27 protein-coding genes and 1 tRNA gene are annotated in these 26,841 nt (G+C 72.2%); 10 read left to right on the top strand and 18 right to left on the bottom strand.

What is annotated here, in order from left to right:
- The first annotated feature begins 70 nt into the window (after positions 1–70).
- Positions 71–874, top strand: a complete 804-nt coding sequence (gene chcB / locus ACZ51I_RS15910; protein WP_468875970.1) for a 2-cyclohexenylcarbonyl CoA isomerase — start codon at positions 71–73, stop codon at positions 872–874.
- Positions 875–1,054: 180 nt separating this feature from the next.
- Here the strand turns inward: chcB and ACZ51I_RS15905 are convergent, their stop codons facing one another.
- Together ACZ51I_RS15905 and ACZ51I_RS15900 are read right to left on the bottom strand one after the other, a co-directional pair.
- Entirely contained in the window at positions 1,055–1,639 is a 585-nt protein-coding gene (locus tag ACZ51I_RS15905; RefSeq protein ID WP_468875968.1) for a DNA-3-methyladenine glycosylase I, read from the bottom strand.
- Complete coding sequence (locus ACZ51I_RS15900; protein WP_468875966.1) at positions 1,636–1,965, bottom strand: hypothetical protein; 330 nt, start codon at positions 1,963–1,965, stop codon at positions 1,636–1,638. Before ACZ51I_RS15900 ends, ACZ51I_RS15905 begins: the two co-directional genes overlap by 4 nt.
- Positions 1,966–2,068: 103 nt before the next feature.
- Between ACZ51I_RS15900 and folP the strand changes: the two genes are divergently transcribed.
- Complete coding sequence (gene folP, locus ACZ51I_RS15895; protein ID WP_468875964.1) at positions 2,069–2,929, top strand: dihydropteroate synthase; 861 nt, start codon at positions 2,069–2,071, stop codon at positions 2,927–2,929.
- Positions 2,930–2,978: 49 nt separating this feature from the next.
- Here folP and ACZ51I_RS15890 read toward each other — a convergent pair whose 3' ends face one another.
- Positions 2,979–3,728, bottom strand: a complete 750-nt coding sequence (locus ACZ51I_RS15890; protein ID WP_468875962.1) for an LOG family protein — start codon at positions 3,726–3,728, stop codon at positions 2,979–2,981.
- 75 nt (positions 3,729–3,803) lie between these two features.
- A complete protein-coding gene (gene dapE, locus ACZ51I_RS15885) occupies positions 3,804–4,907 on the bottom strand; it encodes a succinyl-diaminopimelate desuccinylase (protein WP_468875960.1) in 1,104 nt (367 codons plus the stop codon).
- A 37-nt stretch (positions 4,908–4,944) separates the two neighbouring features.
- On the opposite strand from dapE, the gene ACZ51I_RS15880 reads away from it, so the two are divergent.
- Positions 4,945–5,886 carry a VldE C-terminal domain-containing protein gene (locus ACZ51I_RS15880; protein WP_468875958.1) on the top strand — a complete coding sequence of 314 codons (942 nt, stop codon included), beginning with the start codon at positions 4,945–4,947 and terminating at the stop codon, positions 5,884–5,886.
- Positions 5,887–6,315: 429 nt separating this feature from the next.
- Positions 6,316–6,762, top strand: coding sequence for an ATP-binding protein (locus ACZ51I_RS15875; protein WP_468875956.1), 447 nt, complete (start codon positions 6,316–6,318; stop codon positions 6,760–6,762).
- A 62-nt stretch (positions 6,763–6,824) separates the two neighbouring features.
- On the opposite strand, the gene dapC is transcribed toward ACZ51I_RS15875, so the two are convergent.
- Together dapC and fdxA are read right to left on the bottom strand one after the other, a co-directional pair.
- Positions 6,825–7,922 (bottom strand): succinyldiaminopimelate transaminase, encoded by a 1,098-nt coding sequence (gene dapC / locus ACZ51I_RS15870; protein ID WP_468875954.1) that lies wholly within the window; start codon positions 7,920–7,922, stop codon positions 6,825–6,827.
- Between the two features lie 82 nt (positions 7,923–8,004).
- Positions 8,005–8,325: a ferredoxin gene (fdxA, locus tag ACZ51I_RS15865; RefSeq protein ID WP_015035968.1), complete on the bottom strand. Its 321-nt coding sequence runs from the start codon at positions 8,323–8,325 to the stop codon at positions 8,005–8,007.
- 112 nt (positions 8,326–8,437) lie between these two features.
- Between fdxA and ACZ51I_RS15860 the strand changes: the two genes are divergently transcribed.
- Together ACZ51I_RS15860 and ACZ51I_RS15855 are read left to right on the top strand one after the other, a co-directional pair.
- Positions 8,438–9,439 (top strand): GNAT family N-acetyltransferase, encoded by a 1,002-nt coding sequence (locus tag ACZ51I_RS15860; RefSeq protein ID WP_468875951.1) that lies wholly within the window; start codon positions 8,438–8,440, stop codon positions 9,437–9,439.
- On the top strand, positions 9,436–10,362 hold the full coding sequence (locus ACZ51I_RS15855) for a transglutaminase family protein (protein ID WP_468875949.1): 927 nt from the start codon (positions 9,436–9,438) through the stop codon (positions 10,360–10,362). Before ACZ51I_RS15860 ends, ACZ51I_RS15855 begins: the two co-directional genes overlap by 4 nt.
- Positions 10,363–10,617: 255 nt before the next feature.
- On the opposite strand, the gene ACZ51I_RS15850 is transcribed toward ACZ51I_RS15855, so the two are convergent.
- Positions 10,618–11,187 carry a TetR/AcrR family transcriptional regulator gene (locus ACZ51I_RS15850; protein WP_468875947.1) on the bottom strand — a complete coding sequence of 190 codons (570 nt, stop codon included), beginning with the start codon at positions 11,185–11,187 and terminating at the stop codon, positions 10,618–10,620.
- A gap of 107 nt (positions 11,188–11,294) precedes the next feature.
- Between ACZ51I_RS15850 and ACZ51I_RS15845 the strand changes: the two genes are divergently transcribed.
- Positions 11,295–12,173 (top strand): NAD(P)-dependent oxidoreductase, encoded by an 879-nt coding sequence (locus ACZ51I_RS15845; protein WP_468875945.1) that lies wholly within the window; start codon positions 11,295–11,297, stop codon positions 12,171–12,173.
- Positions 12,174–12,305: 132 nt separating this feature from the next.
- On the opposite strand, the gene ACZ51I_RS15840 is transcribed toward ACZ51I_RS15845, so the two are convergent.
- A tRNA-Ala gene (locus tag ACZ51I_RS15840) sits at positions 12,306–12,380 on the bottom strand.
- 420 nt (positions 12,381–12,800) lie between these two features.
- Between ACZ51I_RS15840 and ACZ51I_RS15835 the strand changes: the two genes are divergently transcribed.
- The gene (locus ACZ51I_RS15835; protein WP_468875943.1) at positions 12,801–13,163 is read left to right on the top strand and encodes a DUF1304 domain-containing protein; all 363 of its coding nucleotides are present in this window, start codon (positions 12,801–12,803) and stop codon (positions 13,161–13,163) included.
- 288 nt (positions 13,164–13,451) lie between these two features.
- A complete protein-coding gene (locus tag ACZ51I_RS15830) occupies positions 13,452–13,676 on the top strand; it encodes a hypothetical protein (RefSeq protein WP_468875941.1) in 225 nt (74 codons plus the stop codon).
- A 79-nt stretch (positions 13,677–13,755) separates the two neighbouring features.
- Here ACZ51I_RS15830 and ACZ51I_RS15825 read toward each other — a convergent pair whose 3' ends face one another.
- From ACZ51I_RS15825 to ACZ51I_RS15810, 4 genes are all read right to left on the bottom strand, one after another.
- Entirely contained in the window at positions 13,756–15,942 is a 2,187-nt protein-coding gene (locus ACZ51I_RS15825) for a peptidoglycan binding domain-containing protein (protein WP_468875939.1), read from the bottom strand.
- A 176-nt stretch (positions 15,943–16,118) separates the two neighbouring features.
- On the bottom strand, positions 16,119–16,490 hold the full coding sequence (locus ACZ51I_RS15820; RefSeq protein ID WP_468875937.1) for a DUF6113 family protein: 372 nt from the start codon (positions 16,488–16,490) through the stop codon (positions 16,119–16,121).
- Positions 16,487–17,377: an N-acetyl-1-D-myo-inositol-2-amino-2-deoxy-alpha-D-glucopyranoside deacetylase gene (mshB, locus tag ACZ51I_RS15815; protein ID WP_468875935.1), complete on the bottom strand. Its 891-nt coding sequence runs from the start codon at positions 17,375–17,377 to the stop codon at positions 16,487–16,489. The genes ACZ51I_RS15820 and mshB overlap by 4 nt, the downstream gene beginning before the upstream one ends.
- 35 nt (positions 17,378–17,412) lie before the next feature.
- Positions 17,413–17,607, bottom strand: a complete 195-nt coding sequence (locus ACZ51I_RS15810; RefSeq protein WP_468875933.1) for a hypothetical protein — start codon at positions 17,605–17,607, stop codon at positions 17,413–17,415.
- A gap of 177 nt (positions 17,608–17,784) precedes the next feature.
- On the opposite strand from ACZ51I_RS15810, the gene ACZ51I_RS15805 reads away from it, so the two are divergent.
- Positions 17,785–19,944, top strand: coding sequence for a S9 family peptidase (locus ACZ51I_RS15805; protein ID WP_468875931.1), 2,160 nt, complete (start codon positions 17,785–17,787; stop codon positions 19,942–19,944).
- A gap of 13 nt (positions 19,945–19,957) precedes the next feature.
- Here the strand turns inward: ACZ51I_RS15805 and ACZ51I_RS15800 are convergent, their stop codons facing one another.
- From ACZ51I_RS15800 to ACZ51I_RS15775, 6 genes are all read right to left on the bottom strand, one after another.
- Positions 19,958–20,896 carry a hypothetical protein gene (locus ACZ51I_RS15800; protein WP_468875929.1) on the bottom strand — a complete coding sequence of 313 codons (939 nt, stop codon included), beginning with the start codon at positions 20,894–20,896 and terminating at the stop codon, positions 19,958–19,960.
- Between the two features lie 190 nt (positions 20,897–21,086).
- Complete coding sequence (locus ACZ51I_RS15795; protein WP_468875927.1) at positions 21,087–22,139, bottom strand: ABC transporter ATP-binding protein; 1,053 nt, start codon at positions 22,137–22,139, stop codon at positions 21,087–21,089.
- A complete protein-coding gene (locus tag ACZ51I_RS15790) occupies positions 22,132–23,115 on the bottom strand; it encodes an ABC transporter ATP-binding protein (protein ID WP_468875925.1) in 984 nt (327 codons plus the stop codon). The genes ACZ51I_RS15795 and ACZ51I_RS15790 overlap by 8 nt, the downstream gene beginning before the upstream one ends.
- A gap of 6 nt (positions 23,116–23,121) precedes the next feature.
- A complete protein-coding gene (locus ACZ51I_RS15785) occupies positions 23,122–24,117 on the bottom strand; it encodes an ABC transporter permease (RefSeq protein ID WP_468875923.1) in 996 nt (331 codons plus the stop codon).
- Positions 24,110–25,033 (bottom strand): ABC transporter permease, encoded by a 924-nt coding sequence (locus tag ACZ51I_RS15780; RefSeq protein WP_468875921.1) that lies wholly within the window; start codon positions 25,031–25,033, stop codon positions 24,110–24,112. The genes ACZ51I_RS15785 and ACZ51I_RS15780 overlap by 8 nt, the downstream gene beginning before the upstream one ends.
- 94 nt (positions 25,034–25,127) lie before the next feature.
- Positions 25,128–26,756 carry a peptide ABC transporter substrate-binding protein gene (locus ACZ51I_RS15775; protein WP_468875919.1) on the bottom strand — a complete coding sequence of 543 codons (1,629 nt, stop codon included), beginning with the start codon at positions 26,754–26,756 and terminating at the stop codon, positions 25,128–25,130.
- Positions 26,757–26,841 lie beyond the last annotated feature (85 nt).

Raw genomic sequence — 26,841 nt, 5'->3', positions numbered from 1 at the left:
CACATGGGCGGCACGGGTGATCTCCGCCATGCTGTGCTGGTCAACCACGCAAAGAGGCGAAGGGATCCCGATGGCCGACACGGTGCTGTACGAGGTGAGCGACGGGCTCGCCACCATCACGCTCAACCGGCCCGAGGCGATGAACGCGATGAACGTTGCCGCGAAAGTCGCCCTCCGGGACGCCGCTGAGACGGCCGCGGCCGACCCCGCCGTACGGGCGGTGCTGCTCACGGCGGCCGGCGACCGGGCGTTCTGTGTGGGCCAGGACCTGAAGGAACACGTGGGGCTGCTCACGGCGGACCAGGAGTCCGGCACGCGCGAGACCATGAACACGGTCCGTGACCACTACAACCCGATCGTGCGGGCGCTCACCGGCATGCGGAAGCCGGTCGTCGCGGGCGTGAACGGCGTCGCCGCCGGGGCCGGCTTCGGCTTCGCGCTCGCGGCGGACTACCGGGTGGTCGCCGACACGGCCTCCTTCAACACCTCCTTCGCGGGCGTGGCGCTCGCCGCCGACTCGGGCGTGTCGTGGACGCTGCCGCGGCTGATCGGCGCGAGCCGGGCCTCGGACCTGCTGCTCTTCCCGCGCTCGATCGGCGCCCAGGAGGCGTACGAACTCGGCATCGTGAACCGTCTGGTCCCGGCCGCCGACCTGGCCGCCGAGGCGGAGAAGGTGGCCCGCACCCTCGCGGCCGGCCCGACGGTGGCCTACGCGGCCCTGAAGGAGTCCCTCGCCTACGGCGCCGACCACTCCCTCACCGAGGCCCTCGGCAAGGAGGAGGAGCTCCAGGCCCTGGCGGGCGCCTCGGAGGACCACACGATCGCGGTCCGCGCCTTCATCGCCAAGGAGAAGCCGAAGTACCTGGGCCGCTGAGCAGGGGCGGAACCCCGTCGTACGGGGCGGTGAGCGGCTCTGTAGGACTCGCTCACCACTCGTACGCACATACCTGGGGGGTTCCGTGGGGACAACCGCATCCGTTCCCTCGCCCACCGGGACGACGTCCCGCGCGTCCACGTCTTCTGACCGGCACCGCCGGCGCGGGGTCCCGGGCGGTTACCCGTCGCCCCGGGCCACGCAGCCCTTCACGTGGTCGTCCACCAGGCCACAGGCCTGCATGAGGGCGTATGCCGTCGTCGGGCCGATGAAGCGGAGGCCGCGTTTCTTGAGGGCCTTCGAGAGGGCCGTCGACTCGTCGGTGACCGCCGGGACCTCGGCGAGGGTGCGCGGGGTCGGGCGGGTCGCCGGGTCGGGGGCGTAGGACCAGATCAGGGCGTCCAGTTCGCCCGGCGACCAGCCGGCGAGCAGCTTCGCGTTCGCCAGGGTCGCGTCGACCTTGGCGCGGTTGCGGATGATGCCCTCGTCGGCGAGGAGCCGCTCCCGGTCCGCGTCGCCGAAGGCCGCTACGGACGCGATCTCGAAGCCGGCGAAGGCACGGCGGAAGCCCTCGCGGCGGCGCAGGATCGTGATCCACGACAGGCCCGACTGGAAGGCCTCCAGACAGAGCCGCTCGAAGAGGGCGTCGTCGCCGTGGACCGGGCGGCCCCACTCCTCGTCGTGGTACGCCACGTAGTCCTCGGCCGACAGGCCCCAGGGGCAGCGCAGCCGCCCGTCGGGCCCCGGGATCGCCTCGCCCGTCACTGCTCGCCGCCCTCCGCGCCCGTGTCACCGGCGGCGGCGCCCGCGAGCGCCTCCTCCAGCTCGGCGATCCGGGCGTCGCGCTCAGCGAGCTCGGCGCCGAGGCGGACGAGGACGTCGTCCACGTCGGCCATCCGGTAGCCGCGGGCGGCGACGGGGAGGCGGAGCGCCTCGACGTCGGCGCGGTCCACCGGCCGTGCGGCCGGGAGGGGGTCGACGAGCTGCTCGGGCGCCACCTCGGGCAGCACCTCGCCGTCGCCGCCGCCGACCACGGCGAGGGTCACCGCGGCCACGACCACGACCATCGTGATGAGCAGAAACCAGAACACCTGCGCGCCTCTCCCCGGAGTGGAAAACGTCCCGCGCCGATCGTGCCATGCGCCACCGACGGTTAGGGTCGCAGGCGAACGGACGCGAGGGAGGACAAAAGGGATGCTGCGCTTGGGACGGCGTGAATTCGGGCCGCACGAGCCGGTGATCATGGCGATCGTGAACCGGACGCCGGACTCCTTCTACGACCAGGGCGCGACCTTCCGGGACGAGCCGGCGCTCGCCCGGGTCGAGCAGGCGGTGGCGGAGGGGGCTGCGATCATCGACATCGGCGGGGTCAAGGCCGGCCCCGGCGAGGAGGTGACGGCGGAGGAGGAGGCGCGGCGCACGGTCGGTTTCGTCGCCGAGGTCCGCAGGCGCCATCCCGACGTGGTGATCAGCGTCGACACCTGGCGGGCGGATGTCGGCGAGGCGGTCTGCGAGGCCGGGGCGGACCTCCTGAACGACGCGTGGGGTGGCGTCGACCCGCGGCTCGCGGAGGTCGCCGCGAAGTTCGGCGCGGGCCTCGTCTGCACCCATGCGGGCGGCGCGGAGCCGCGGACCCGGCCGCACCGGGTCGAGTACGAGGACGTGATGGCCGACATCCTGCGGGTCACGGTCGGGCTCGCGGAGCGCGCTGTCTCGCTCGGCGTGCGGCGGGACGGCATCATGATCGACCCCGGCCACGACTTCGGAAAGAACACCCGGCACAGCCTGGAGGCGACGCGGCGGCTCGGCGAGATGACGGACACGGGGTGGCCGGTGCTGGTCTCCCTGTCCAACAAGGACTTCGTCGGCGAGACGCTCGACCGGCCCGTGAAGGAGCGGGTCCTCGGGACCCTGGCCACCACGGCCGTCTCCGCGTGGCTGGGTGCCCAGGTGTACCGGGTGCACGAGGTCGCCGAGACCCGGCAGGTCCTGGACATGGTGGCGTCCATCGCCGGCCACCGCCCGCCGGCCGTGGCCCGTCGGGGGCTGGCCTAGGACGGCGGGAGGGGCCGCCGGAAAAACCGGCGCCCCTCCCGGGGACGGCCTACTTGCCGGTCTCCTTCGTCACCAGGGCCACCGCCTCTTCCACGTCGTCCGTGACGTGGAAGAGGAGGAGGTCACGCTCCGAGGCCTTGCCGCCCGCGACGACCGAGTCGCGCAGCCAGTCGACGAGACCCTTCCAGTACTCCGTACCGAAGAGCACGATCGGGAAGCGGGTGACCTTGCGGGTCTGGACCAGCGTGAGGGCCTCGAAGAGCTCGTCCAGCGTGCCGAGGCCGCCGGGCAGGACGACGAACCCCTGTGCGTACTTCACGAACATCGTCTTGCGGACGAAGAAGTAGCGGAAGTTCACGCCGATGTCGACGTGCGGGTTGAGCCCCTGCTCGAAGGGGAGCTCGATGCCGAGGCCCACCGAGACGCCGTTGGCCTCCCTCGCCCCCTTGTTGGCCGCCTCCATGGCGCCCGGACCGCCGCCCGTGATGACCGCGAAACCGGCCTCGACGAGCGCCCGGCCGATCCGTACGCCCGCCTCGTACTCCGGCGAGTGCGGCTTCGTGCGGGCAGAGCCGAAGACGCTGATCGCGCTGGGCAGTTCGGCGAGGGCGCCGAAGCCCTCGACGAACTCGGACTGGATGCGCATGACCCGCCAGGGGTCGGTGTGCACCCATTCCGAGTCGCCCTCGGTGTCGAGCAGCCTCTGGTCCGTGGTGCCCGGCTGGACCTGGTCCCTGCGCCTGAGCACCGGCCCGAGCCGCTGCTCCTCCGGCTTCGTCTCCCCTTCGGGGATCCCCATGACCTGCTCCCTCCGTCGAACCGACGATCTTCTCGTCCGGCCAGCGTAGGACCACGGAGGTGACGAAATGCGAAATTACGGGAGACGGGCGGTCAGCCAGTCGCGGAGCCGTGCCTCGCAGTGGTGGATCCGGTCGACCGGGACGTGCTCGTCCCGCTTGTGCGCGTAGATCGGGTCGCCCGGACCGTAGTTGACGGCGGGCACCCCGAGCGCGCTGAAGCGGGCGACGTCGGTCCAGCCGAACTTGGGCTGCGCGCTGCCTCCGACGGCCTTCATGAAGGCCTCGGCCGCGGGGTGGGAGAGGCCGGGCAGGGCGCCGGGGCTCTCGTCGTCGACGACGAACTCGGCGATGTCGCAGCCCTCGAAGAACTCGCGGACGTACGCCAGCGCCTCGGCCGGGGAGCGGTCGGGGGCGTACCGGTAGTTGACGGTGACGGCGCAGGCGTCGGGGATGACGTTGGTGGCGACGCCGCCCTCGATCCGTACGGCGTTGAGACCCTCGTGGTACTGGAGGCCGTCGATGACCGGCTTGCGCGGCTCGTAGGCGGCGAGACGGGCGAGGATCGGCGCGGCGGTGTGGATGGCGTTGGAGCCCATCCAGGAGCGCGCGGAGTGGGCGCGCTCGCCGGCCGTGTGCAGGATGACGCGCAGGGTGCCCTGGCAGCCGCCCTCGACCTGGCCGTCGGAGGGTTCGAGGAGGACGGCGAAGTCGCCTTCCAGCCAGGCGGGGTGCGCGGCGGCGATCTTGCCGAGGCCGTTGAGGTCGGCGGCGACCTCCTCGTTGTCGTAGAAGACGAAGGTGAGGTCGCGGTTCGGCTCGGGGACGGTGGCGGCGATCCGCAGCTGGACGGCGACGCCGGACTTCATGTCGGAGGTGCCGCAGCCCCAGAGGATGCCGTCCTCGTCGAGCCGCGAGGGCACGTTGTCGGCGATCGGCACGGTGTCGATGTGGCCGGCGAGGACGACGCGCTCGTCGCGGCCGAGGTTCGTCCGGGCGACGACGTTGTTGCCGTACCGGTGGACGGTGAGGTGCGGCAGGAGGCGCAGGGCCTGCTCGATCGCGTCCGCGAGCGGCTGCTCGGTCCCGCTGACGGACGGGAAGTCGACGAGGGCGGCGGTGAGCGCGGCTCCGTCCAGGGAGAGGTCGAGGGGGCCGTCGAGCGGGGTGATGTCTGCCATGTGCCGACCCTAACGCGGCCTCCAGTACGGTGGGCCCGTGTCCGAGCCCACCCGCCCCCGCCGTCGCGGTCGCCTCGCCCGTTCCGCGGCCGCCTTCGCCGTGCTCCTCGGCCTCGCCTCGTACGTGGCCGTCCACCAGATGACGGGCAGCAAGGGCGCACCCCGGTGCAGTGTGGGCAGCGGGGACAACCGGTACGAGTTCACTCCGGAGCAGGCGTCCAACGCGGCGACGATCTCGGCGGTGGGCACCACGCGGGGGCTGCCGGAGCGGGCCGTGACGATCGCGCTCGCGACCGCGCTGCAGGAGTCGGCGCTGCGGAACATCGAGCACGGCGACCGGGACTCGCTGGGTCTCTTCCAGCAGCGGCCCTCGCAGGGCTGGGGGTCGCCGGCGCAGATCATGGACCCGGTGTACGCGTCGGGGAAGTTCTACGAGGGCCTGCAGAAGGTCCCGGGGTACTCGCGGATGCCGCTGACGGTGGCGGCGCAGAAGGTGCAGCGGAGCGGCTTCCCGCAGGCGTACGCGAAGCACGAGCCGGACGCCACACTCCTCTCGGCCGCGCTGACGGGCCGCTCGCCGGCGGCGCTGACGTGTACGGCGAGCGTGGTGAAGGGCCGGCCGGGCGATCCGGAGCAGGTGCGCCGCGAGCTGGTACGGGCCTTCGGCGAGAAGGCGGCGCCGGAGGCGGTGACGGGCGGCCCGAGCGCGGGCCGCTCGGCCTCGGAGCCGCCGGTGCTCGTGGTGCCGGTCCGCGCGGCGAGGGGCGCGGGGAGCGCGCCGGGCGCCGGCTCGGACGAGCGCCGCGGCTGGGAGCTGGCCCAGTGGGCGGTGGCCCGCGCGGACGCCCTGCGCATCACGGAGGTCTCGTTCGGGGACCGGGTGTGGCGCGCGGGCGAGGCGGGCGGAGGCTGGTCGCGGTCCTCGGGCGCCGAGGCCACCACGACCGGCGAATCCGTCCGTATGCGGCTCGCTCAGTAACGGGGCGGGAAGCCGAGGAGCGGCTCGTCCCAGCGGTCCGTTCGGCGGGAAGCCGAGGAGCGGCTCGTCCCAGCGGTCCGTTCGGCGGGAAGCCGAGGAGCGGCTGATCTCGGCGGTCCGTTCGGCGGGACCCGCGACCGAGCGCGCGTTTGATCCTTCACCCGTCCGTGGCACGGCCCGGACGCGCGGCGGACGGAATTCGAGCGGTCTTCGAGCCGCTTTCCCCCCTCATCACCCCGCCCCTCCCTCCCCTTGCGCCACAAGGGAAGTGACGGTTCCGCAGGGCTTCCCGGCATGGGACGTTCGTCCGTTTTCCTCCCCGCCCGACAATACGACGCATTGCCAACTCTTTACCTTCGACCGCCGCAACCTCACCCGCCCCCAGGCCGGTTGTCACCGCGTAATCGTCCTCTCCGTCGAAGGAGCACCATGTCCCTCTCCCTGACCCGCCGGATCGCCCGTGCCGCCCTCATCGTCGCGGCCGGAGCAGCCCCCGTGGTCGGTGCGGCCGGCTCCGCGAGCGCTCTGGACCACAGCCTGGCGCCGACCGGCGCCCTCGGCGGCGTGACCGCTCTGGACGCTGCCGCCGCGGGGAGCACCGTCGACAGCGCCTCGCAGACCGCGAACGGTGTGGTCGACAAGGCCGGCGACAAGGCCGTCGACACCGCCGCCCCGGCCGCCGGCAAGACCGTCGACAAGGCCGGCAAGGCCGCCACCCCCGTCGCCCAGAAGGTCGTCGGCAACACGGGCGAGGTCGTCGGCCAGACCGCCGGTGCCGCGGCCGAGAGCACCGAGGCCCCCACCGGCGGCGCCCTGGGCGGCGGCGTGGGCGGCCTGCCGACCGGCCAGGCCCTCGGCGGCCTGCCCGTCGCCTGACCCGCGCGGGAACGCACGGAGGGCCCGGGGAGCACGCGCTCCCCGGGCCCTCCGCCGCTTGCTCAGCCCAGGCGCTTGACCGCGGCCTCGACCCGCTCGTCCGTCGCCGTGAACGCCACCCGCACGAACCGCTCCCCGGCCTCGCCGTAGAAGTCGCCGGGCGCCACCAGGACGCCCTTCTCCGCCAGGTACGCCACCGTCTCCCAGCACGGCTCGTCCCGCGTCGCCCACAGGTACAGGCTCGCCTCGCTGTGCTCGATCCGGAAGCCGTGCGCCTCCAGGGCCGCCCGCAGCGCCGCCCGGCGGGCCGCGTACCGCTCCCGCTGCTCGGCCACGTGCGCGTCGTCGCCGAGCGCCGCCACCGTCGCCGCCTGCACCGGCGCCGCCGTCATCATGCCGCCGTGCTTGCGGATCTGGAGCAGCTCGCCCAGGACGGCCGCGTCGCCCGCGACGAACGCCGCGCGGTAACCGGCCAGGTTGGAGCGCTTGGACAACGAGTGGACCGCGACGATCCCCTCGTACGTCCCCCCGCAGACGTCCGGGTGCAGGACCGAGACCGGGTCGGCCTCCCAGCCGAGCTCCAGGTAGCACTCGTCGGAGAAGACGAGGATGCCGTGCTCACGCGCCCAGGCCACGATCCGGGTCAGCTCGTCCTTCGCGAGGACCTTGCCGGTCGGGTTGGACGGGGAGTTGAGCCACAGCAGCCTGACCGCGGCCGGGTCCAGGTCCGCGATCGGGTCGTCGTAGACGACGGGCGTCGCGCCGCAGAGCCGCGCCCCCGCCTCGTACGTCGGGTACGCGAGCCGTGGGTAGGCGACCACGTCGCCCGCGCCGAGCCCCAGCTGCGTCGGCAGCCAGGCCACCAGCTCCTTGGAGCCGACCACCGGCAGCACGTTCTCGTGGGCGAAGTCCACCGCGCCGAGGCGTCGCCCGCACCAGCCGGTGAGCGCGTCCCGCAGCTCCTTCGTCCCCCACACCGTGGGATAGCCCGGCGAGTCCGCCGCCGCGACCAGGGCCTCCTGGATCAGCGCGGGGACCGGGTCCACGGGCGTACCGACGGACAGGTCCACGATGCCGTCCGGGTGCGCCAGGGCCGTCTTCTTGTACGGCTCCAGCTTGTCCCAGGGGAAGACGGGAAGGCGCGAAGAGACTGCGCTCACGGGTTGGCTCACTTCCTCGTACGTACGGAAAACGCTTCGGCCCCGTACAGCGGCGAGGCCGTACGGGACCGAGGGCGGACGATCAGCCGTTCTGCGGCGGCAGGGCGGCGATGAAGGGGTGGTCGCGCTCGATCTCGCCGAGCTTGGAGGCACCACCGGGCGAACCGAGCTCGTCGAAGAACTCGACGTTCGCCTTGTAGTAGTCCTTCCACTCCTCCGGGGTGTCGTCCTCGTAGAAGATCGCCTCGACCGGGCAGACCGGCTCACAGGCCCCGCAGTCGACGCATTCGTCCGGGTGGATGTACAAGGACCGCTTGCCCTCGTAGATGCAGTCGACGGGGCACTCCTCGATGCACGCCTTGTCCTTGACGTCGACACAAGGCTGCGCGATGACGTAGGTCACGCTGTCGTTCCTCCTCGATAGGGCTGGTCTGCGCGGGAGCGCGGCGTCGTCGATGCCCGCACCTAGTATCTCCGTTCTTGGGGGCGATCCGAACAGGAGGGGCGGAGAAGCTGTGGAAATCATCGGCGCGGGGCGCCTTGAGGTGCGAATCACCAGCGCTGACGTGGGGAAACGTGTCTCCGTTCGGTACGTGACGGACGCGGCCGAAGCAGGCGCGCGGTTCACCGACGCGGTCGGGGTTCTCACATCATGGGATGCCGGTGTGCTGCTGATCACACGAAAGAGCGGCGAGAGCGTCCGGATCGCGGAATCCGCCCTGGCCGCGGGGAAGGTCGTCCCGGCCGCCCCGGCCCGGCGCCGCGGCCCCTCGGCCACCTTCGCCGAGCTGGCCCGCGCCACCGCGCGCGCGTGGCAGCCGGTCGAGAGCGAAGCCCTCGGCGAGTGGACGCTGCGGGCGGCCGACGGGTTCACGCGCCGCGCCAACTCCGTCCTCCCGCTCGGCGATCCGGGACTGCCCCTCGCCGAGGCCCTGACGCACGCGCGCGCGTGGTACGCGGCCCGTGGCCTCCCCGCGTACGTCCAGGCCGCCACCGGCGCCGAGGGCACCCAGGAGCTGCTGTGCGCGGCCCTCGACCGGCACGGCTGGCGGCGCGAGGTGTCCGCCGAGGTGCGGATCGGGGCGCTCGCCCCGATCGGCGACCTGGACGCCGACATCTCCGCCGTACGCCTCTCCCGGACGGTCGACGAGGCCTGGCTGCGTCGCTACCAGCGCTTCGAGGAGGCGAGCCCGGCCGTCCGGTCCGTCCTCTCCTCAGGACCGAGTGTGTGGTTCGCGTCCGTCGCGGGCACGGGTGACGTACCGGCGGCGATCGGACGCTGTGTGGTCGACGGCCGCTGGGCCGGCTTCATGGCGGTCGAGGTCGACCCCGACCGGCGGCGCCGGGGCCTGGCGACGTCCGTCATGACCGCGCTCGCCCGGCGCGCGCTCGACGAGGGCGCGTCGGCGGCCTGGCTCCAGGTGGAGGCGGACAACGACGGCGCGCGGGCGCTGTACGACGGCATGGGCTTCGCGCCCCACCACCACTACCACCACTACCGATGGGCCGAGGCGTGACGGAGGACGTACCACCACCGGAGGGGCCGGGGGACGGGCCGGCGGACGGACGGGAGGGCCGGGATCCGGAGGACGGACCGGAAGGTGCCTTCGGCGAGGCGGGGCCGGTCGACTGGCGGCGGGAGTTCGCCGAGGAGGCGCGGGCCGAGCGGCCCGACCTCGCCCGGCTCTGTCTGCTGATCGGCGCGGTGGCCGACCCCGCCGTGACCCGTCGCGACCTCGACGAGGCTGAGATCGAGCTCGACCGCCTCGCCGGCCTCGTCCCGTACGCCACCCGCGTCACCGGCGACTGGGCCACCGAACTCGCCGGGCTCCTCGGCCGGCACGAGGGCTTCGAGGGCGTGCCCGCCGACTACCAGCGTCTGGAGTCCTCGCTCCTGCACGAGGTGCTCCGGCGCCGCCGGGGCCTGCCCATCCTGCTCTCCGTCGTCTGGATGGAGGTCGCCCGCCGGGCCGGCGCCCCCGTGTACGGACTCGGCCTCCCCGGCCACTTCGTCGTCGGCTTCGGCGACCCGGCCGACCTGAACCTCGCCGACCCGTTCGCGGGCGGACGGGCCATGACGGGCGCGGACGCCGAGCTCCTGGTGGCGAGCGCGACGGGCGAGGCCCTCGACCGCTCGATGCTCCGGCCGGCCGAACCCGGCGCGATCGTGCTGCGCGTCCTCAACAACATCCGCGCCTGGGCTGCCCCCCGTCCCGAGCGCGCCGACGTCGCCCTGTGGGCGGTGGAACTCGCCCTGCTGCTCCCCTCCCACCCGGCGAGACTCCGCTACGAGCGGGCCGAGCTGCTCGTCCGGCGCGGGGACTTCCTCACGGGGGCGGTGGAGATGGAGGCGTACGCGCGGGTGATGGACGCGGTGGACCCGGAGTCGGCGACGACGATCCGCCGCCGGGCCCAGGCGGCGAGGGCGCGGCTCAACTAGGGCGTGTTTCGAAAGTGGCGTCGTCCGCCCGGAGGGCGGGCGCGGCGGTGTCTGGTGCGTGCGATCGCAAGGCGGAGGGTCGCCCTCGTACGGGGCGTACGAGGGCGATCCCGACAACGCGGCGAGCGTGCGTGCCAGGCGCCGCCGCGCAGGCGGGACTTTCGAAACACGCCCTGGGGCGTGTCTCTCCGTTCGACGTCCACCGTCGGCCGGCTGTGGCCAGGGCCTGCCCGGTCCTGATCCGCCGGGCGCGTCTCAGACCTCGTACGAGCGTACGAGGCGGGCGAGTTGCCGGCCTGCCATCTGGAGTGGTTCCTCGCTGCGGTTGACCTGGGCGGTGACTTCGGCTCCTTCCAGGGTGGAGATGACGGTGGTCGCCAGTTCCCGGGCGCTTTCGGAGGGGAAACCGCAGCCCAGCAGCTTGTCGCGGACCAACTGCTCCCAGCCGCGCAGCGCGTCGGCGCATGCCTGCTGGATCTCCGAGTCGGTGCCGAGTGTCTCCAGGGCCGCTGCCGTGACGGGGCAGCCGTCGATCCAGCCCGACTCGCGCAGTTCGTCGGCGAGTCGTCGGGCACAGGCCATCACAGCCTCCGCGGGGTCGTCGTCGCTGTCCAGCGCCTTCCGCAGAAGCGTCGCGAACTCCTCGGTGCTGTGCTTGATCGCGGCGACGGCGACGGCCTCCTTGCCGCCCGGGAAGAAGTGGTAGACGGAACCGAGGGTGGCCTGCGCCTCCTGGGCGATCTGCTTGATTCCCGTGCCGACGTAACCCTGCCGCTGCAGGAGGCGTGATGCGGCGACGACGATCCGGTCCCTTGTGCTGGTCATGCAGCCACCGTAGCGGCCGAGTGGCTAGAGCGTTCGTTCTGGAGCGTGGTACCTTCTCGCCACGCTCTAAATAGAGCGATCGATTTAGTGAGAGTGGAGATCTCATCATGAGCAGCACCAAGCAGGTCACCGTCATCGGCCTTGGCCCCATGGGGCAGGCCATGGTCGGCGCCTTCCTCGACCGGGGGTACGACGTCACCGTCTGGAACCGCACCTCGTCGCGCGCAGACGCCCTGGTCGCCCGCGGGGCGGTGCTCGCGCCGAACGTGGAGGAGGCCCTCGCCTCCAACGAGTTGGTGATCCTCAGCCTCACGGACTACGACGCCATGTACGCCACGCTAGAGCCCGCCTCGGCCGTGCTGACCGGTCGAACCCTGGTGAACCTCAGCTCGGACACACCGGAAAAGGCCCGGATCGCGGCCCGTTGGGCAGCCGAGCGGGGCGCCGTCCAGTTGACCGGCGGCGTCACCGTGCCGCCCTCCGGGATCGGGAAGGCCGAGTCCTCGACCTTCTACAGCGGGCCGCGTCAGGTCTTCGACCGGCACCGGCCCGCGCTCGAAGTCATCACGGGACGGACCGACCATCGGGGGGAGGACCCCGGACTTGCCGCGCTCATGTACCAGATCGGCATGGTCATGTTCTGGACCTCCATGCTGAGCTACTGGCAGGCCATCGCTCTCGCCAACGCCAACGGCCTCACGGCGACGGACATCCTGCCGCACGCCGTGGAGACCGCGAACTCGCTGCCGGGATTCTTCGGCTTCTACTCCGAGCGCATCGACGCCGGCCGACACGTGGGCGACGTGGACCGCCTGGCCATGGGGATGGCCAGCGTCGAACACGTCCTGCACACCAATGCCGACGCGGGCGTCGACACCACCCTTCCGGCCACGGTCGCCGACCTCTTCCGGCGCGGCATGGACGCGGGCCATGCCGCGGACAGCTTCTCCAGCCTGGTGAAGCTGATGACGGAGGCCAAGGCGTGACCGCGCCGGCCCGTCGAGCGATTCACCCTGCGGCACATGATCAGCAGAGGTGATCCGACCGACGAAGAGAGGGCCATGCTGGAGCCGCCGGCGCTGCCTGCCGACTGGTGGGGTACGAGGTGAGGAAAAGGGGGCGGGGCGACCGGATTCGAACCGGCGTCCTCCGAGATGCCATCGCGGCGCATTACCTCTGTGCTACGACCCCGCCCTTGCCCGGGAGTCTAGGCGAGCCCCCTCAGGACGACGAGCCGTTTTCCGTCGCGCCCGGAACAGCACCGGGGGCACTGACGGAACCGATCGTGTGAGTCGCGGTCCGATTGAAGCGGAACAGCGGGTGCACGTGTCCGGCGGGCTTCTGGTGTGGCCGCCCTCTTTCCGAGAGTCGCACCTTCCGGCGGTGCGTCGAGCGCGCCTCCGGCGTCGGTGCGCGACGAACTACGCCCACCCGCGACCCATCACCGGAAGCCGCGGAAAACCTCTCGGAGGGCGGCCATCCGAGTCCCGCCGTAGAGCGGGTGGCGGGCGCGGTATGCCCTTCGCCCGCCAGTTACCGCGAGTAGTCGCGGGTTTCTCCATGGCGCCTCGCGCCGCTCGCACTCCCCGGCCATCCGGCGGCAGAATGCGCCCATGCCCCTGACCGCAGACATCCTCGTCGCCCTCGTCGCCCTGCTGCACGCCTACATCCTGGTGATGGAGATGTTCCTCTGGGAGAAGGAGACCGGCCGCGGCTTCTCCGGCTTCGACGCCGAGATGGCCCGTGCCACCGCCCCCATGGCCGCCAACCAGGGTCTCTACAACGGTTTCCTCGCCGCCGGCCTGGTCTGGGGCCTCATCGCCGACGACCCGACCGGCTTCCGCGCACAGGTCTTCTTCCTGTCCTGCGTCGTCATCGCCGGGATCTACGGCGCCGCCACCGCCAACCGCCGCATCCTCTTCGCCCAGGCCCTGCCCGGCGCGCTCGCACTCTCCGCCGTCCTCGTCGCCCACTGACCCCACCTGCCCCAAGAGTGACCAGCGGGGCCCGAGCCCCGGCCACAGACGGCCGTCAGCCGCTGAGCCGGGTCGGGCCGCCCTCGGAGAGTTGTCGCACCGGAACCTGCGCCTCTCCGAACGAGGGCGGGACCGTGCGGGACCTGGGAGTCACGGACGGGGCCATCGGCGCCCCCTCCCCATGCGCCCTGGTGTGCAGATCGCGTCGTCCCGCGCGTCCCCCTCCCGAGGCCGGCGGGAGACGCGGCACTGTGTGACCGGAGCAGCACACAGAACGAAAGGCGTGCGATGGGAACCCCTCACGGGACGGGCAGCTTCGTCGCCCACACCGGTACCGACGTCTACGGACCGGGCAAGGTCATCGGCGTGGACGGTGTCCAGCGGCGGGTGCGGTTCACGCACTTCGTGGCGACGGTCCGGGCGGACGACCTGCGGGCCGCGACCCCCGCCGAGACGCGGGAGATCGAGACCTGGCTGCGGGCCCGGAAGGAGCGGTACGGGGGCGAGTGGTGAACTCCCCGGACGTGTCCGCGATGCCCGCGAGCCCCCGCCCTGGGTCAGGACGGGGGCTCGCGGGCCGGGGCGGGGGCTGTCAGCCCTCGCCGGAGAGGTCGATCGTCTTCGTGCGCTCCGCGAGGGTCTTGCCCCTCAGGGCGTCGCGCATCGCGAAGGCCACGTCGTCGGCGGAGACCTGGTGCTTGCTGCCGTCACCCTTGGTGATCATGACGCCGTCGAACGCGCCGTCGAGGAGCCGGTCGATCGCCTTCTTGTCGTAGACCTCGACCAGTCGGCCGTCGACGGCCTTCATCGAGAGGATCTGCGGCAGCGACCGCGCCGGACCGAAGTCGATGTGCCTGCCGCCCGCCTGGATCCTGATCAGGCCGGACATGGCGGGCGTCGCGAACTCCTTCATCGCCCGGTCGAGCTCGGCCTTGGTGATGCTCGGCCGGCGGGTCGTGACCGGCAGCTCGACCAGCTTGCCCTGGCCCGTCTCGACCTGGGCGCGGAAGGCGTCCTGGACCGAGATCATCGAGCGCTGGACGTCCAGGCTCTTGCCGGGCTTGCCCTCGACGGGGGTCACCTTGTTCGGGGCGAAGAGGATCGTGCCCTCCGTCGCCGAGGCCGACGAGCCCGCCAGGTCGGTCAGGGCTACGGCGAGCTTCTCCTTGTCGACCGGGAACACCGGCCTCGCCACCCGCTCTCCGCCGAAGAGGGAGCCGATGACCGACACCGGGTTGTAGTCGCTGCCGGCCGCCGCACGGACGGTCTCCTGGCTGTCGAGCGCCAGTCCCGCCTTGTCCGGGGCCAGCTCGACCCTCTTGCCGCCGACGCCGAGCTGGAGCGGGGCGGTGGCGCGCTTGCCGAAGACCGCGTCCAGCTTGTCGACGGCCTCTGCCTTCGTGCCGCCGCCGATGTCCACGCCCAGCACCGTCGTGCCCTTGGGGACCTCGGAGTGGTTGAGGAGCAGGCCCGCGCCGTAGGCGACGCCGGCCAGGCCGAGGAGTCCGGCGGCGAGGAGCACCAGCTTGGAGCGGCCCTTCTTCGCCGGAGCGCGGTTCGCCGCCGGTGCGGGGCGCGGCGCCGGCGCGGGGGCCGGGGTCGCGTGCTCCTCGATGCGCGGGGTCAGGTTCGGGCGCGCCGCCGTCGGCGGGACCACGGGGATGCCGCTCGTGAGCGTGTCCCCGGAGATGTGGGCGCCGCTGTCGCCCGCCGTGCCCCGTCCGGGGTTCGGGGCGGGCTGCTGCGGCGTCAGGATGGCGGTGTCGTCGGACATGCGGGGCGCACCGCCGGCGGAGCCGTTGGCGGCGAACGGGGAGGCCGCGCCCTGGGCGCCGCCGAAGGGACCGGCGGCGGGGCCGCCGAGGGAGGCGGTGCCGGTGACCGGGCCCGTGGTGGGGCCGTTCGGCGCCGCCGGGTTCCGCCGGGGTCCCCGGGTGCCCTGGGCATCCGGGCCGGCCGGGCCGCGGTACGCGGGGGTGCCCGCGGGCGGGGTGCCGGTGTACATCGGCGTACCGGCGGCGGGCGTGGCCTCGTACCGGGGCGTACCGCCCGAAGGGGTCCCGTCGTACCGCGGCGTACCGCCCGAAGGCGTCCCGTCGTACCTCGGGGTGCCGGCGGCCGGCGTCCCTTCGTACGTCGGTGTGCCGCCGGCCGGGGCGCCGCTCTCGTACAGCGGGTTGCCCGGGGGCGGGGTCTGCGCGGACGCCGTGACCGGGCGGCTCGACGGGGTGGTGCCCACCGTCGGGACGCCCGAGGTCGCGGAGCCGGCGAAGCCCGTGCCCGGGGCGTCCGGTCCGGCGGACGCGGGGGCGGGCTTGGCCGCCGGGGCAGGCGCGGGAGCCGGGTTGGGCGCGGGGGCCGCCGCCTTGCGGGGGGCGAACCAGTCGCTCGTCTCCTTCGCCTGCGGCGCCTCCCGCGCGGGCTCCGCGACGGGCGCGGCCACCGGCGCGGGCTCCGGTTCCGGCTCCGCGACGGGCGCGGGCTCCGGCTCGGTGTCCGGGGTGGACGTCTCGTTGACCGTCTTGCGGACCACGACGGGCGGGATCGGACGCGAACCCGGGATGTTGATCCGGATCCGGGTCGTCAGCGTCGTCTCGGTCTTGGGCTCCTCCGGCGGTGCGGGCACGGCGGCGGACTCCTCCGGCGCGTCCTGCGTGGGGTGGAGCGACGGATACTGGCGGGATCCGTACGGCGGGGTACCCGAGGGGTACGCGGCTCCCCCGCGCGCCTGGGCGCCGGAGGACGAACTGTCAGTCTCTCGACCAGTTTCACGACTCAAAGCAGGATCTCCCGGTTGGCTCCACCGCCCGCTCTTGCTGATGCTCGTGTTGACCCGGGCGGTTCGGCGGCGCGCACCACCATACTGAACGCCGCCGCCTCATACCCGACCCCAGGGCGCCGGACGACGGGCATTCCGGCCGAAGTCAGGACGTCTGTGGTCTCAAGTCGTCCTGTTCAAGGGGCCGGTCGGGGCAGTCGGGGGAGGGTGGCGCACATCACAGCGATCGCCATGCCTCCGAAGAGGAAGAGGAGCTCGCCGACGCCTCCGCCGAACACCCCGTCACCTTCGGGGCGTCCGAGGCTGAGCAGGATGACGGCGACGAGCCAGCCGCCGCCGGCGGAGGCGACGCCGGCCTGGGTGCCGGTGGCGCGGAGCCCTCCGTAGAAGAGGCCGGCGGAGGCGAGGAGGGCGAGGAACAGGCCGCCGGGGAGCCAGGCGGCTTGGACGAGGGCTCCGGCGACGCCGACGAGGGCGCCGAGGAGGAGCAGGGCGCCGTACCAGGCGTACCTGGCTCCCGGGGAGGGCGCGGGGGCGGTGGTGCTCACGGGGTCACCCCCGCGAAGAGGTCCGTCTCGCGCTCGCCCTCGGGGGCGCCGGAGGTGCCCTGGACGAGTTCGTAGTACTCGGTGGTGAAGATCGGCTGGCCGAGGTCGTTGGAGAGGGCGAAGAAGGGACCGTCGACGGCGACTTGGGTGGCGTGCGCGGCCATCGCGGCGCTCTTGCGGGCGGCGTACGCGGAGTCGGCGGCGATCTCGGCGGTGATGCGGTCCTCGTCGACGACGCCGGGGACGTCGTCGATTTCGGCGGTCGCCGGGAAGGCGGAGCCCTCGGCGTGGAGCCTGGCGAACGCGGCCTCGGCGACGGGCCGGGGGACGCGGTTCCAGTAGATCTTGGCGATCGTGTGGGCCGGGCCGAGGTCGGGGCGGTAGTCCGGGTCGGCGGCGAGTTCGGCGGCGCGGGTGGCGACCCGGTGGGCCTGGATGTGGTCGGGGTGGCCGTAGCCGCCGTCGGGGTCGTAGGTGATCATGACCTGCGGGCGGGTCTCGCGGATGACCTCGACGAGGTGGGGCGCGGCGGTGTCGACGTCGGTGTTCCAGAAGGCGTTGGCGCGCTTGTTCTGCTCGGCGCCCATCATTCCGGAGTCGCGGAAGCGTCCGGGACCGCCGAGGAAGCGGTGGTCGGTGACGCCCAGCTCGGCCATCGCGGCGGCGAGTTCGCCGACGCGGTGCGGGCCGAGCCGGTCCTCCCGGTCGGGGGCCAGGTGGGCGAGGCCGGGCGGGATGACCTCGCCCTCCTCGCCGAGCGTGCACGTGACCAGGGTGACGAGGGCGCCCTCGGCCGCGTACCTGGCCATGGTGACGCCGTTGTTGATCGACTCGTCGTCCGGGTGCGCGTGCACGAGCAGCAGACGGCGGGCGGGGAGATCGGACATGCCCCCCACCCTACGAGGTCAGGCCGGGTGCGGGATCAGAACTTGATGCCGCCGATCATGCCCGCCACGTTCGTGGTGAAGGTGCTGATGGACGGGGCGATCGAGGAGCTCGCCAGGTAGAAGCCCAGGAGCGCGCAGACCGCCGCATGTCCAGCCTTCAGCCCGGATTTCCGGATCAGCAGGAAGACGACGATCGCCAGCAGCACCACCACGGAGATCGAGAGTGCCACGGCGGTTCACCTCCACCTTCGGTCGGATATTCGAGTGGTTCGGTCGATCAGCATGTGCCAGAGGGCATGTCAGTCCGATGCATACCCACCTAGCGCTACGGATCATAACTATCCGTGCGGCCGCATCGATCGGCGGACGGAGGCACGAGGGGGGCGCACGGCGCTAGTTTCAGCCGCATGACCTTGTCTTCGCAGCAGTCGGCCACGCCCTCGGCAGGGCTCTCCTTCCCCCGCCAGCACGCCCGTACGCAGCGGTTCACCCTGGGGGTTCCGCGCGGTTTCTCGGTCTCGCCGGACGGGGAACGCGTGGTCTTCGTCAGATCCGGTTCGGGAGCGGACCGTTCGCACCGGCTCTGGGTGCTCGACCTGCCCGTGGACGGCGAGCCCGGGGAGCGGGTGGCCGCCGACCCGGCGGCGCTGCTCGGAGGCGCGGAGGAGGAGTTGTCGCCGCAGGAGCGGGCGCGCCGGGAGCGGAGCCGGGAGGACTCGGCGGGGATCGTGGCGTACGCCGTGGACGGGGCCGTGGAGTTGGCGGCGTTCGCGCTGTCGGGTCGGCTGTTCACGGCGGAGCTGCGGGCGGGGACGGCGCGGGAGCTTCCGGTGCCGGGCCCGGTGATCGACCCGCGTCCCTCGCCGGACGGCCGGCTCGTCGCGTACGTGGCGGAGGGCTCCCTGCGGGTGGTCGGCGCGGACGGTGCGGGCGACCGCCCGCTGGCCGTCCCGGAGGGCGAGCACGTCTCGTACGGATTGGCCGAATTCATCGCCTCGGAGGAGATGGGCCGGGAGCGCGGCTACTGGTGGTCGCCCGCCTCGGACCGGCTGCTCGTCGCGCGGGCGGACGACCGGGCGGTGCGGCGCTGGTGGATCGCGGACCCGGCGCACCCGGAGCGGGAGCCGCAGCGGGTGGGGTACCCGGCGGCGGGAACGGCCAACGCGGAGGTGCGGCTGTTCCTGGTGGGCCTCGACGGGTCCCGTACGGAGGTGGTGTGGGACCGGGAGCGGTACCCGTATCTGGCGCGGGTGCACTGGTCTGCGGCGGGGGCGCCGCTGCTGCTCGTGCAGGCGCGGGACCAGCGGGAGCAGCTGTTCCTCGCGGTGGACGCGGAGTCGGGGACGACCGCGACCGTACGGGCGGAGGCGGACCCGGCGTGGCTGGAGCTGCACCGCGGGGTGCCGGCGTGGGGGCCGGGGGGCGAGCTCGTGCGGGTCACGGACGAGGGCGGGGCCCGGGTCCTCGCGGTCGGGGAGGAGGCGTGGACGGGTCCGGAGCTGCACGTACGGGCGGTGCTCGACATCGGGGCGGACGACGTCCTGGTGTCGGCCTCGGCGGGTGAGGCGGCGGCGGAGCCGGAGACCGGCGAGATCCATGTGTACCGGGTCACGGACGCGGGCGCGGAGCGGATCTCCGGGGGCGCCGGGGTGCACGGCGCGGTGCGCTCGGGGGCGGTGACCGTCCTGGTGTCGGCGCGGCCGGAGGAGCCGGGGAGCGTGGCGCGGGTGCTGCGGGACGGCGAACGGGTCACGGTGGTGGCCTCGTACGCGCAGCGGCCGGTGATCTCCGCGCGGGTGCGGCTGACGGAGGCGGGGCCGCGCCGGATCCCTTGCGCGGTGCTGCTGCCCTCGGGGTACGAGGAGGGGGACGGGCCGCTGCCGGTCCTGATGGATCCGTACGGCGGCCCGCACGGGCAGCGGGTGCTCGCGGCGCACAATCCGCACCTGACCTCGCAGTGGTTCGCCGACCAGGGTTTCGCGGTGGTGGTGGCGGACGGGCGGGGCATGCCGGGCCGCTCCCCAGCCTGGGAGAAGGCGATCGTGCGGGACTTCGCGCCGGCGCTCGACGACCAGGTGGAGGCGTTGCGGGCGCTCGCCGGGAGTTACCCGCTGGATCTGGAGCGGGTGGCGATCCGCGGCTGGTCGTACGGCGGCTATCTGGCCGCGCGGGCGGTGCTCCAGCGGCCGGACGTCTTCCACGCGGCCGTGGCGGGGGCACCAGTGACGGACTGGCGGCTGTACGACACGCACTACTCGGAGCGGTACCTCGGCACCCCGCAGGACGACCCGGAGGTGTACGCGGCGCATTCGCTGCTGACCGACGACGGGCTGTCCGCGCCGGAGGTGCCGGTCCGGCCGATGATGATCGTGCACGGGCTCGCGGACGACAACGTGGTGGTGGGGCACGCGCTGCGGCTCTCGTCGGCGCTGCTGGCGGCGGGCCGGCCGCACGAGGTGCTGCCGCTGTCCGGGGTGACGCACATGACGCCGCAAGAGCGGGTGGCGGAGAACCTGCTGCTGCTCCAGGTGGACTTCCTGAAGCGGTCGCTGGGCATCGCGCGGTAGGGCAGGCGCCGCGTCACCAGCCGGGCGGCGGCGGGTGGGGCGGGGCCGGGGGCCGTACCCCGGCCGCCGGGTACGGGCCGGGCGCGGCGGCGGAGGCTCCGCGCCCGGCCAGGAGGACGAGCACCGTGACGCCGGCGAGCAGCTCGTAGACGGAGGTGAGGACGTCCGCCGTGGCCGGGATGGGGAGGTCGCCGAGGTGGGTGAGGGTCTCGTGGCGGACGGCACGGGCGACCCCGCCGAGGCCGCCCGCCGCGAGGAGCAGGGCGGCGAGGAGCCCGAAGGCGCGGGCGTGGCGGGCCCGTACGAGGCAGGAGACGGCGGCCGTGGCGTACAGCCCGGCGGTGATCACCGACAGCCAGCCCGGCGGCGGCGCGAGGGCGGGTTTGACGACGGAGCGGCCGCCGGTGAGCCGGTCGACGGTGACGTCCGGGGGCAGTTCGCCGGCCCAGTGCAGCTCCCAGAGGGTCAGGAAGAGCGCGGCGGCGGCGAGGAGGATCCCGGCGGTGACGGCGGGGCCGGTACGGGGGCGGCCGGGCCCCTGCTCGTACGGGGCGTCCGCCGGGCGGCGGCCGACGGCTGCGGTGAGGACGAGTCCGGCGCCGAGGGCCAGTTCGAGGAGGGCGGTGACGAGGGCGCCGCTCCCGGGCGCCCACAGGCCGGGGAGGCGCAGGGCGAGGGTGACCGCGCCGGCGGCGGCGAGGACGGAGGCCGCGTGCCGCGAGCGGAGGGCGGCGACGGCGGTGGCGGCGTAGGCGGCGAGGAGCACGGGGTCGAGCAGGGAGGTGGTGGACCGCCCCCGGACGAGGAAGTGGTGGTCCCCTGCCCAGTACCACGCGAGGTCGGCGGGTGAGCCGAGCGCGGCGAGGTCCTCGAGGATCCACACGGCGGCGATGAGGGCGAGCGCCGCGCAGAGCGCGGCCCCGGTGAGACGTGCCGGTCGTGTCACAGTCACGGACCCGATACTCACGGTCGCGACCCGCCGAAACAAGCGGTTCCGTGTGAACGGGGCGGCAAGGGAAGGCCACGGGCAGCCGGCCGGGGCGACAAGGCGCCCCGGCCGGCTCACGGCACCCGCACGGCCGTACGGTCTCCAATATCCAATGTCCGTATATCGGATCCGATTCCGTCAAGTTGCCTGTGTGTTACTGCTCTTGGCGGTCCTCCGGCGGCACCACCTGCTTCTCCTCCGCGAAGTGGCAGGCCGAGTCGTGTTTCGCGGGGCTGTCCGTGAGGCGGAAGACAGCCGGGACGGCGAGGAGCGGGACCTCGAGGGCACAGCGTTCCTGGGCCTTCCAGCAGCGGGTGCGAAAGCGGCAGCCGGAGGGGATGTTGGCCGGGGAGGGGACGTCGCCGGTGAGGATGATGCGCTCGCGGTGGGCACGCGCCTCGGGGTCGGGGACGGGGACGGCGGAGAGCAGCGCCTGGGTGTAGGGGTGGGTGGGGTGGTCGTAGATCTGGGCGTCGGTGCCGATCTCGACGATCCGGCCGAGGTACATGACGCCGACGCGGTCGGAGATGTGCCGGACGATCGACAGGTCGTGGGCGATGAAGACGTACGAGAGGGAGAACTCGGTCTGGAGGTTGTCGAGGAGGTTGATGACCTGCGCCTGGACGGAGACGTCGAGCGCGGAGACCGGCTCGTCGGCGACGATGATCTCGGGCTGGAGGGCGAGGCCGCGGGCGATGCCGATGCGCTGGCGCTGACCGCCGGAGAACTGGTGCGGGTAGCGGTTGATGTACTCGGGGTTGAGGCCGACGACGTCCAGGAGGTCCTGGACCTTGCGGCGCCGGTCGCCCTTGGGCGCGACCTCGGGATGGATCTCGTACGGCTCGCCGATGATGTCGCCGACGGTCATACGGGGGTTGAGCGAGGTGTACGGGTCCTGGAAGACCATCTGGATGTTGCGGCGGACGGCCTTGAGCGCGCGCGGGGAGAGCGTGGTGATGTCCTCGCCCTTGTAGCGGATGGTCCCGGAGGTCGGCCGTTCCAGGTTGACGAGCATCTTGGCGACGGTGGACTTGCCGCAGCCGGATTCGCCGACGATGCCGAGGGTCTCGCCGGCCGCGAGGTCGAAGTCGACGCCGTCGACGGCCTTGACGGCGCCGACCTGCTTCTTGAAGAGGATGCCCTGGGTCAGCGGGTAGTGCTTGTGGAGGTCCCGGACTTCGAGAATCGCCTCGGCCGCGTCAGCCATGGAGGCACTCCTTCCAGAAGTGGCAGGCGCTGGCGCGCGGCACCGGGGACTCGGTCACGTCGTACAGCGGGGGCTCGTCGGTCCTGCACCGGTCGCGGGCGAGGGGGCAGCGCGGGTTGAAGGCGCAGCCGGGCGGGATGGCGAGCAGGTTGGGCGGGAGGCCCTTGATCGCGTAGAGCTCCTGGCCCTTCTGGTCCAGGCGCGGGATGGAGTCGAGCAGGCCCCGGGTGTAGGGGTGGGCGGGGGCCTTGTAGATCTCGTGGACGGGTGCCTGTTCGACGATGCGGCCCGCGTACATGACGGCGATCTTGTCGGCGACGTCCGCGACGACGCCGAGGTCGTGGGTGATGAGGATGAGCCCCATGTGGAGCTCGCGCTGGAGTTCGGCGAGGAGGTCCATGACCTGGGCCTGGACGGTGACGTCGAGGGCGGTGGTCGGCTCGTCGGCGATGATCAGTTCGGGTTCGAGGGCGAGCGCCATCGCGATCATGATGCGCTGGCGCATGCCGCCGGAGAACTGGTGGGGGTACTGGCCGACGCGCTCCTTGGCGGCGGGGATGCGGACCCGGTCCATCAGCTCGACGGCCTTGGCCTTGGCGTCCTTGCGCGACATCCCCCGGTGGACCTGGAACATCTCGCCGAGCTGGTCGCCGACGCTGATGACGGGGTTGAGGGAGGACAGCGCGTCCTGGAAGATCATCGCCATCTTGGCGCCGCGGACCTTGCGCCGTTCCTCCTCCTTGAGCTTCAGGAGGTCCTGGCCCTGGAAGAGGATCTCGCCGCTGCTGATCTTCCCCGGCGGGATGTCGAGGATGCCCATGACGGCCTGGGCGGTGACGGACTTGCCGGAGCCGGACTCGCCGAGGACGGCGAGGGTCTCCCCCGCGTCGACGGAGTAGTTGACGCCGTTGACCGCCTTGGCCACCCCGTCCCGGGTGTGGAACTCCACGTGCAGGTCACGCACTTCGAGCAGCATGGATCCCTACCTCAGCTTCGGGTCGAGGGCGTCGCGCACCGCGTCGCCGAGCATGATGAACGCGAGCACGGTGATCGCGAGCGCGCCGGCGGGCCAGAGCAGCATGTGGGGCGCGTTGCGGATGTACTGCGACGCCGAGGAGATGTCGATGCCCCAGGAGACCGTCGGCGGCTTCAGGCCGACGCCGAGGTACGACAGGGTCGCCTCGAGTGCGATGTACGTACCGAGCGCGATGGTGGCGACGACGATCACGGGGGCGACGGCGTTGGGCGTGATGTGCCGGAGCAGCATCCGGGAGTTGGACGCGCCGAGGGCGCGGGCGGCCTGGACGTAGTCGTTCTGTTTGGCGGTGATGACCGAGCCGCGCGCGATGCGGGAGAGCTGCGGCCAGCCGAGGAGCACCATGAAGCCGATGACGGGCCAGACGGTGTTGTTGGTGACCACGGACAGGAGCACGAGGCCGCCGAGCACGACGGGGATGGCGAAGAAGACGTCGGTGATGCGGGAGAGGAAGCCGTCCCAGGCTCCGCCGAAGAAGCCGGCGAGGCCGCCGAGGACGCTGCCGAGGACGGCGACGCCGAGGGTGGCGCAGACGCCGACGGTGACGGAGGTGCGTGCTCCGTAGACCGTTCGGGTGTAGACGTCGCAGCCCTGGCCGTTGAAGCCGAAGGGATGGCCGGGCTGGGAGCCTTCCTGAGCCTTGGCCAGGTCGCAGTCGAGCGGGTCTCCGGAGGCGATCAGCGAGGGCCAGATGGAGATGACGACCAGGAAGAGGATGACGAGCCCGGAGATGATGAAGACGGGGTTGCGGCGCAGGTCGCGCCAGGCGTCGGACCAGAGGGAGCGGGGCTTCCTGTCGGGGCCGGTGCCCTGGGGGCCGCCGGGTGTCTTCTCCAGGGACTCCGCTTCGGCCGTCGCGAGATCGGACGCGCCGCCGGCGCCGGTCGGGGCGATCGCCCGGCCGTTCTCGTACGACTCAAGGGGCTCAAGCGGCTCAGGCATAGCGGATCCTCGGGTCAAGGACGGCGTACAGGAGGTCGACCAGGAGGTTGGCCAGCAGGAACACCAGGACGAGGATGGTCACGAAGCCGACGACGGTCTGGGTGCTCTGGCGGACGATGCCGTTGTAGAGCTGGAAGCCGACGCCGTGGATGTTGAAGATCCGTTCGGTGACGATGGCCCCGCCCATGAGGGCGCCGATGTCGGCGCCGATGAACGTCACCACGGGGATGAGGCTGTTGCGCAGCAGGTGGCGGGTGATGACCCGGCGGCGGGGCAGGCCCTTGGCGACGGCGGTGCGGACGTAGTCGGCGCGCTTGTTCTCGGCGATCGAGGTCCGGGTGAGGCGGGTGACGTACGCGAGGGAGACGGAGGCGAGGACGAGGCCGGGGACGATGAGCTCGCCGAAGGTCGCCTCGGGTGAGACGGCCGGCTTGATCCAGCCCCATTTGACGCCCAGGAGGAGCTGGATGAGCAGGCCGGTGACGAAGGTCGGGATGGAGAGGACGACCAGGGTCAGCAGCAGGACGGAGGTGTCGACGGGGCGGCCGCGCTTGAGACCGGTGACGACGCCGAGGGTGATGCCGATGACGATCTCGAAGAGGATCGCGACGATCGTGAGCCGGAGCGTCACCGGGAAGGCGTCGGCCATCAGTTCGGTGACGGGCTGGCCGTTGAAGGCGGTGCCGAAGTCCCCCGTGAAGACGTTGCCCATGTAGGTCAGGTATTGCTGCCAGACCGGCTTGTCGAGGCCGAACTCCTTCTTCAGCTGGGCGGCGGTCGCCGGGTCGCAGGCGCGGTCGCCGCACAGCCCGGCGACGGGGTCGCCCATCACGTTCACCATCAGGAAGATCAACAGCGTGGCGCCGAAGAAGACCGGGATCATCTGCAGCAGCCGCCGGATCACATATCGACCCATGCCAGGCTCCGGGGATTGGCGGGGAGGGGAAGGCGTACGGCCCGGGGCGGAGGTCCGCCGGCCGGGCCGTACGCCGCAGACAGGCCCTACGACGTCACTTGACCTTGATCTGGTCGTAGACGGGGACGCTGAACGGGTTCAGGGCGACGTCGGTGACCCGTTCCGAGTAGCCGGCGCTGCCGTTCTGGTACCAGAGCGGGATGGCGCCCATGTCGTCCCGGAGGACTTCCTCGGCCTGCTGGAAGAGCCCGACGGCCTTCGTCGTGTCGGCCTCGGCGTTGGCCTCGTTGACCAGCTTGTCGAACTCGGGGCTGGAGTACTTGCCGTCGTTGGACGAGGCGTTGGTGTAGTACAGCGGCTGGAGGAAGTTCTGGATGAGCGGGTAGTCCATCTGCCAGCCGGCCCGGAACGGCCCCTGCATCTTCGACTGGGTGACCTGGTTGCGGTAGTCGGCGAAGGTGCCGACCGGGTTGCCCACGCAGGCCTTGTTGTCGCCCAGGGCGCGGTTGATGGAGTTGCAGACGGCGTCCACCCACTCCTTGTGGGAGCCGGTGTCGGCGTTGTACGAGACCTTCATGGTGCCGCCGGGGATGCCGCCGCCCTCGGCGACGAGCTTCTTGGCCTGGGCCGCGTCGTACTTGCAGAAGTCGCCGCAGACGTCCTTGTAGCCGCCCTCCTCGCCGAGGACCGGCGAGGTCCAGTCGACGGCGGGCGTGCGGGTCTTCTGGAAGATCGTGTCGGTGATCTGGGCGCGGTCGATCGCCATGGACAGGCCCTGGCGGAGCTTCTCCTGACCCGGCTTGTTCCAGTTCGGGTCGTAGAACGGGAACGAGAGGGTCTGGATGATGCCGGCGGGGACGTTGATGTACCGGTCGCCGAGGTCCGCCTGGACGTTCTTGAGCTGGGACGCGGGCACGTCGTCGACGAGGTCGAGGTTGCCTGCCGTCAGGTCCGTGTAGGCGGTGTTGTTGTCGGTGTAGACCTTGAGGGTGATGCCGCCGTTCTGGGCCTTGTCGGGGCCGGGGTAGCCGTCCCAGCGCTTGAGGGCCATCTGGGAGCCCTTGGAGTACGAGTCGATGGTGTACGGGCCGTTGCCGACGGGCTTCGAGAGCCAGCCGGCGTGGTCGGTGTAGAAGGCCTGCGGGAGCGGCGAGAAGGCCGCGTAACCGAGGGTGATGGGCCAGGTGGAGAACTTCTGGGTGAGCTTGACCGTGAAGGTCTGGGGGCCCGTCACCTTGAGGCCGGACATCGTCTCGGCGGTGGGCTCGCCCTTCTCGGGGTGGACCTTGTCGTAGCCCTCGATCTGGCCGAAGAAGTAGGCGTTCTTCTGGTTGTTCTTGAGGTGGGCGGCGTAGTTCCAGGCGTCGACGAAGGACTTCGCGGTGACCTTCTCGCCGTTGGAGAAGGTCCAGCCGTTCTTGACCGTGATGGTGAAGTTCTGCGAGTCGGTGGTGTCGATCTTCTCGGCGAGCATGTCCTTGGCCTCGCCGGTCTTCGGGTCGTACTGCTTGAGCCCCCGGAAGATCATGGAGAGGACCTTGCCGCCCTGGACCTCGTTGGTGTTGGCGGGCTCCAGGGGGTTCTGCGGGTCGCCCCACGAGGAACTCACGATGCCGTCGGCCCCTCCGCCACCGCCGCTGTCGTCACCGCCGCCACAGGCCGTCGCCGCGAGCGCGACGGCGGTGGCCAGTGCGGCCCACTTGGCGTGCGTGGCTCCGCGCATGGAGTGCCTCCCAATACTCTTGCCGAGACTTAGGCCCCCATATCACCGCAAGCCGGACAGGGGCGCATCTCGGCGACCGCTGTCC

It is taken from the genome of Streptomyces sp. NPDC034084, from assembly GCF_055575535.1.
Note: the sequence above shows the minus strand (reverse complement) of the source record. Positions and strands in the feature narration are given on the sequence as shown.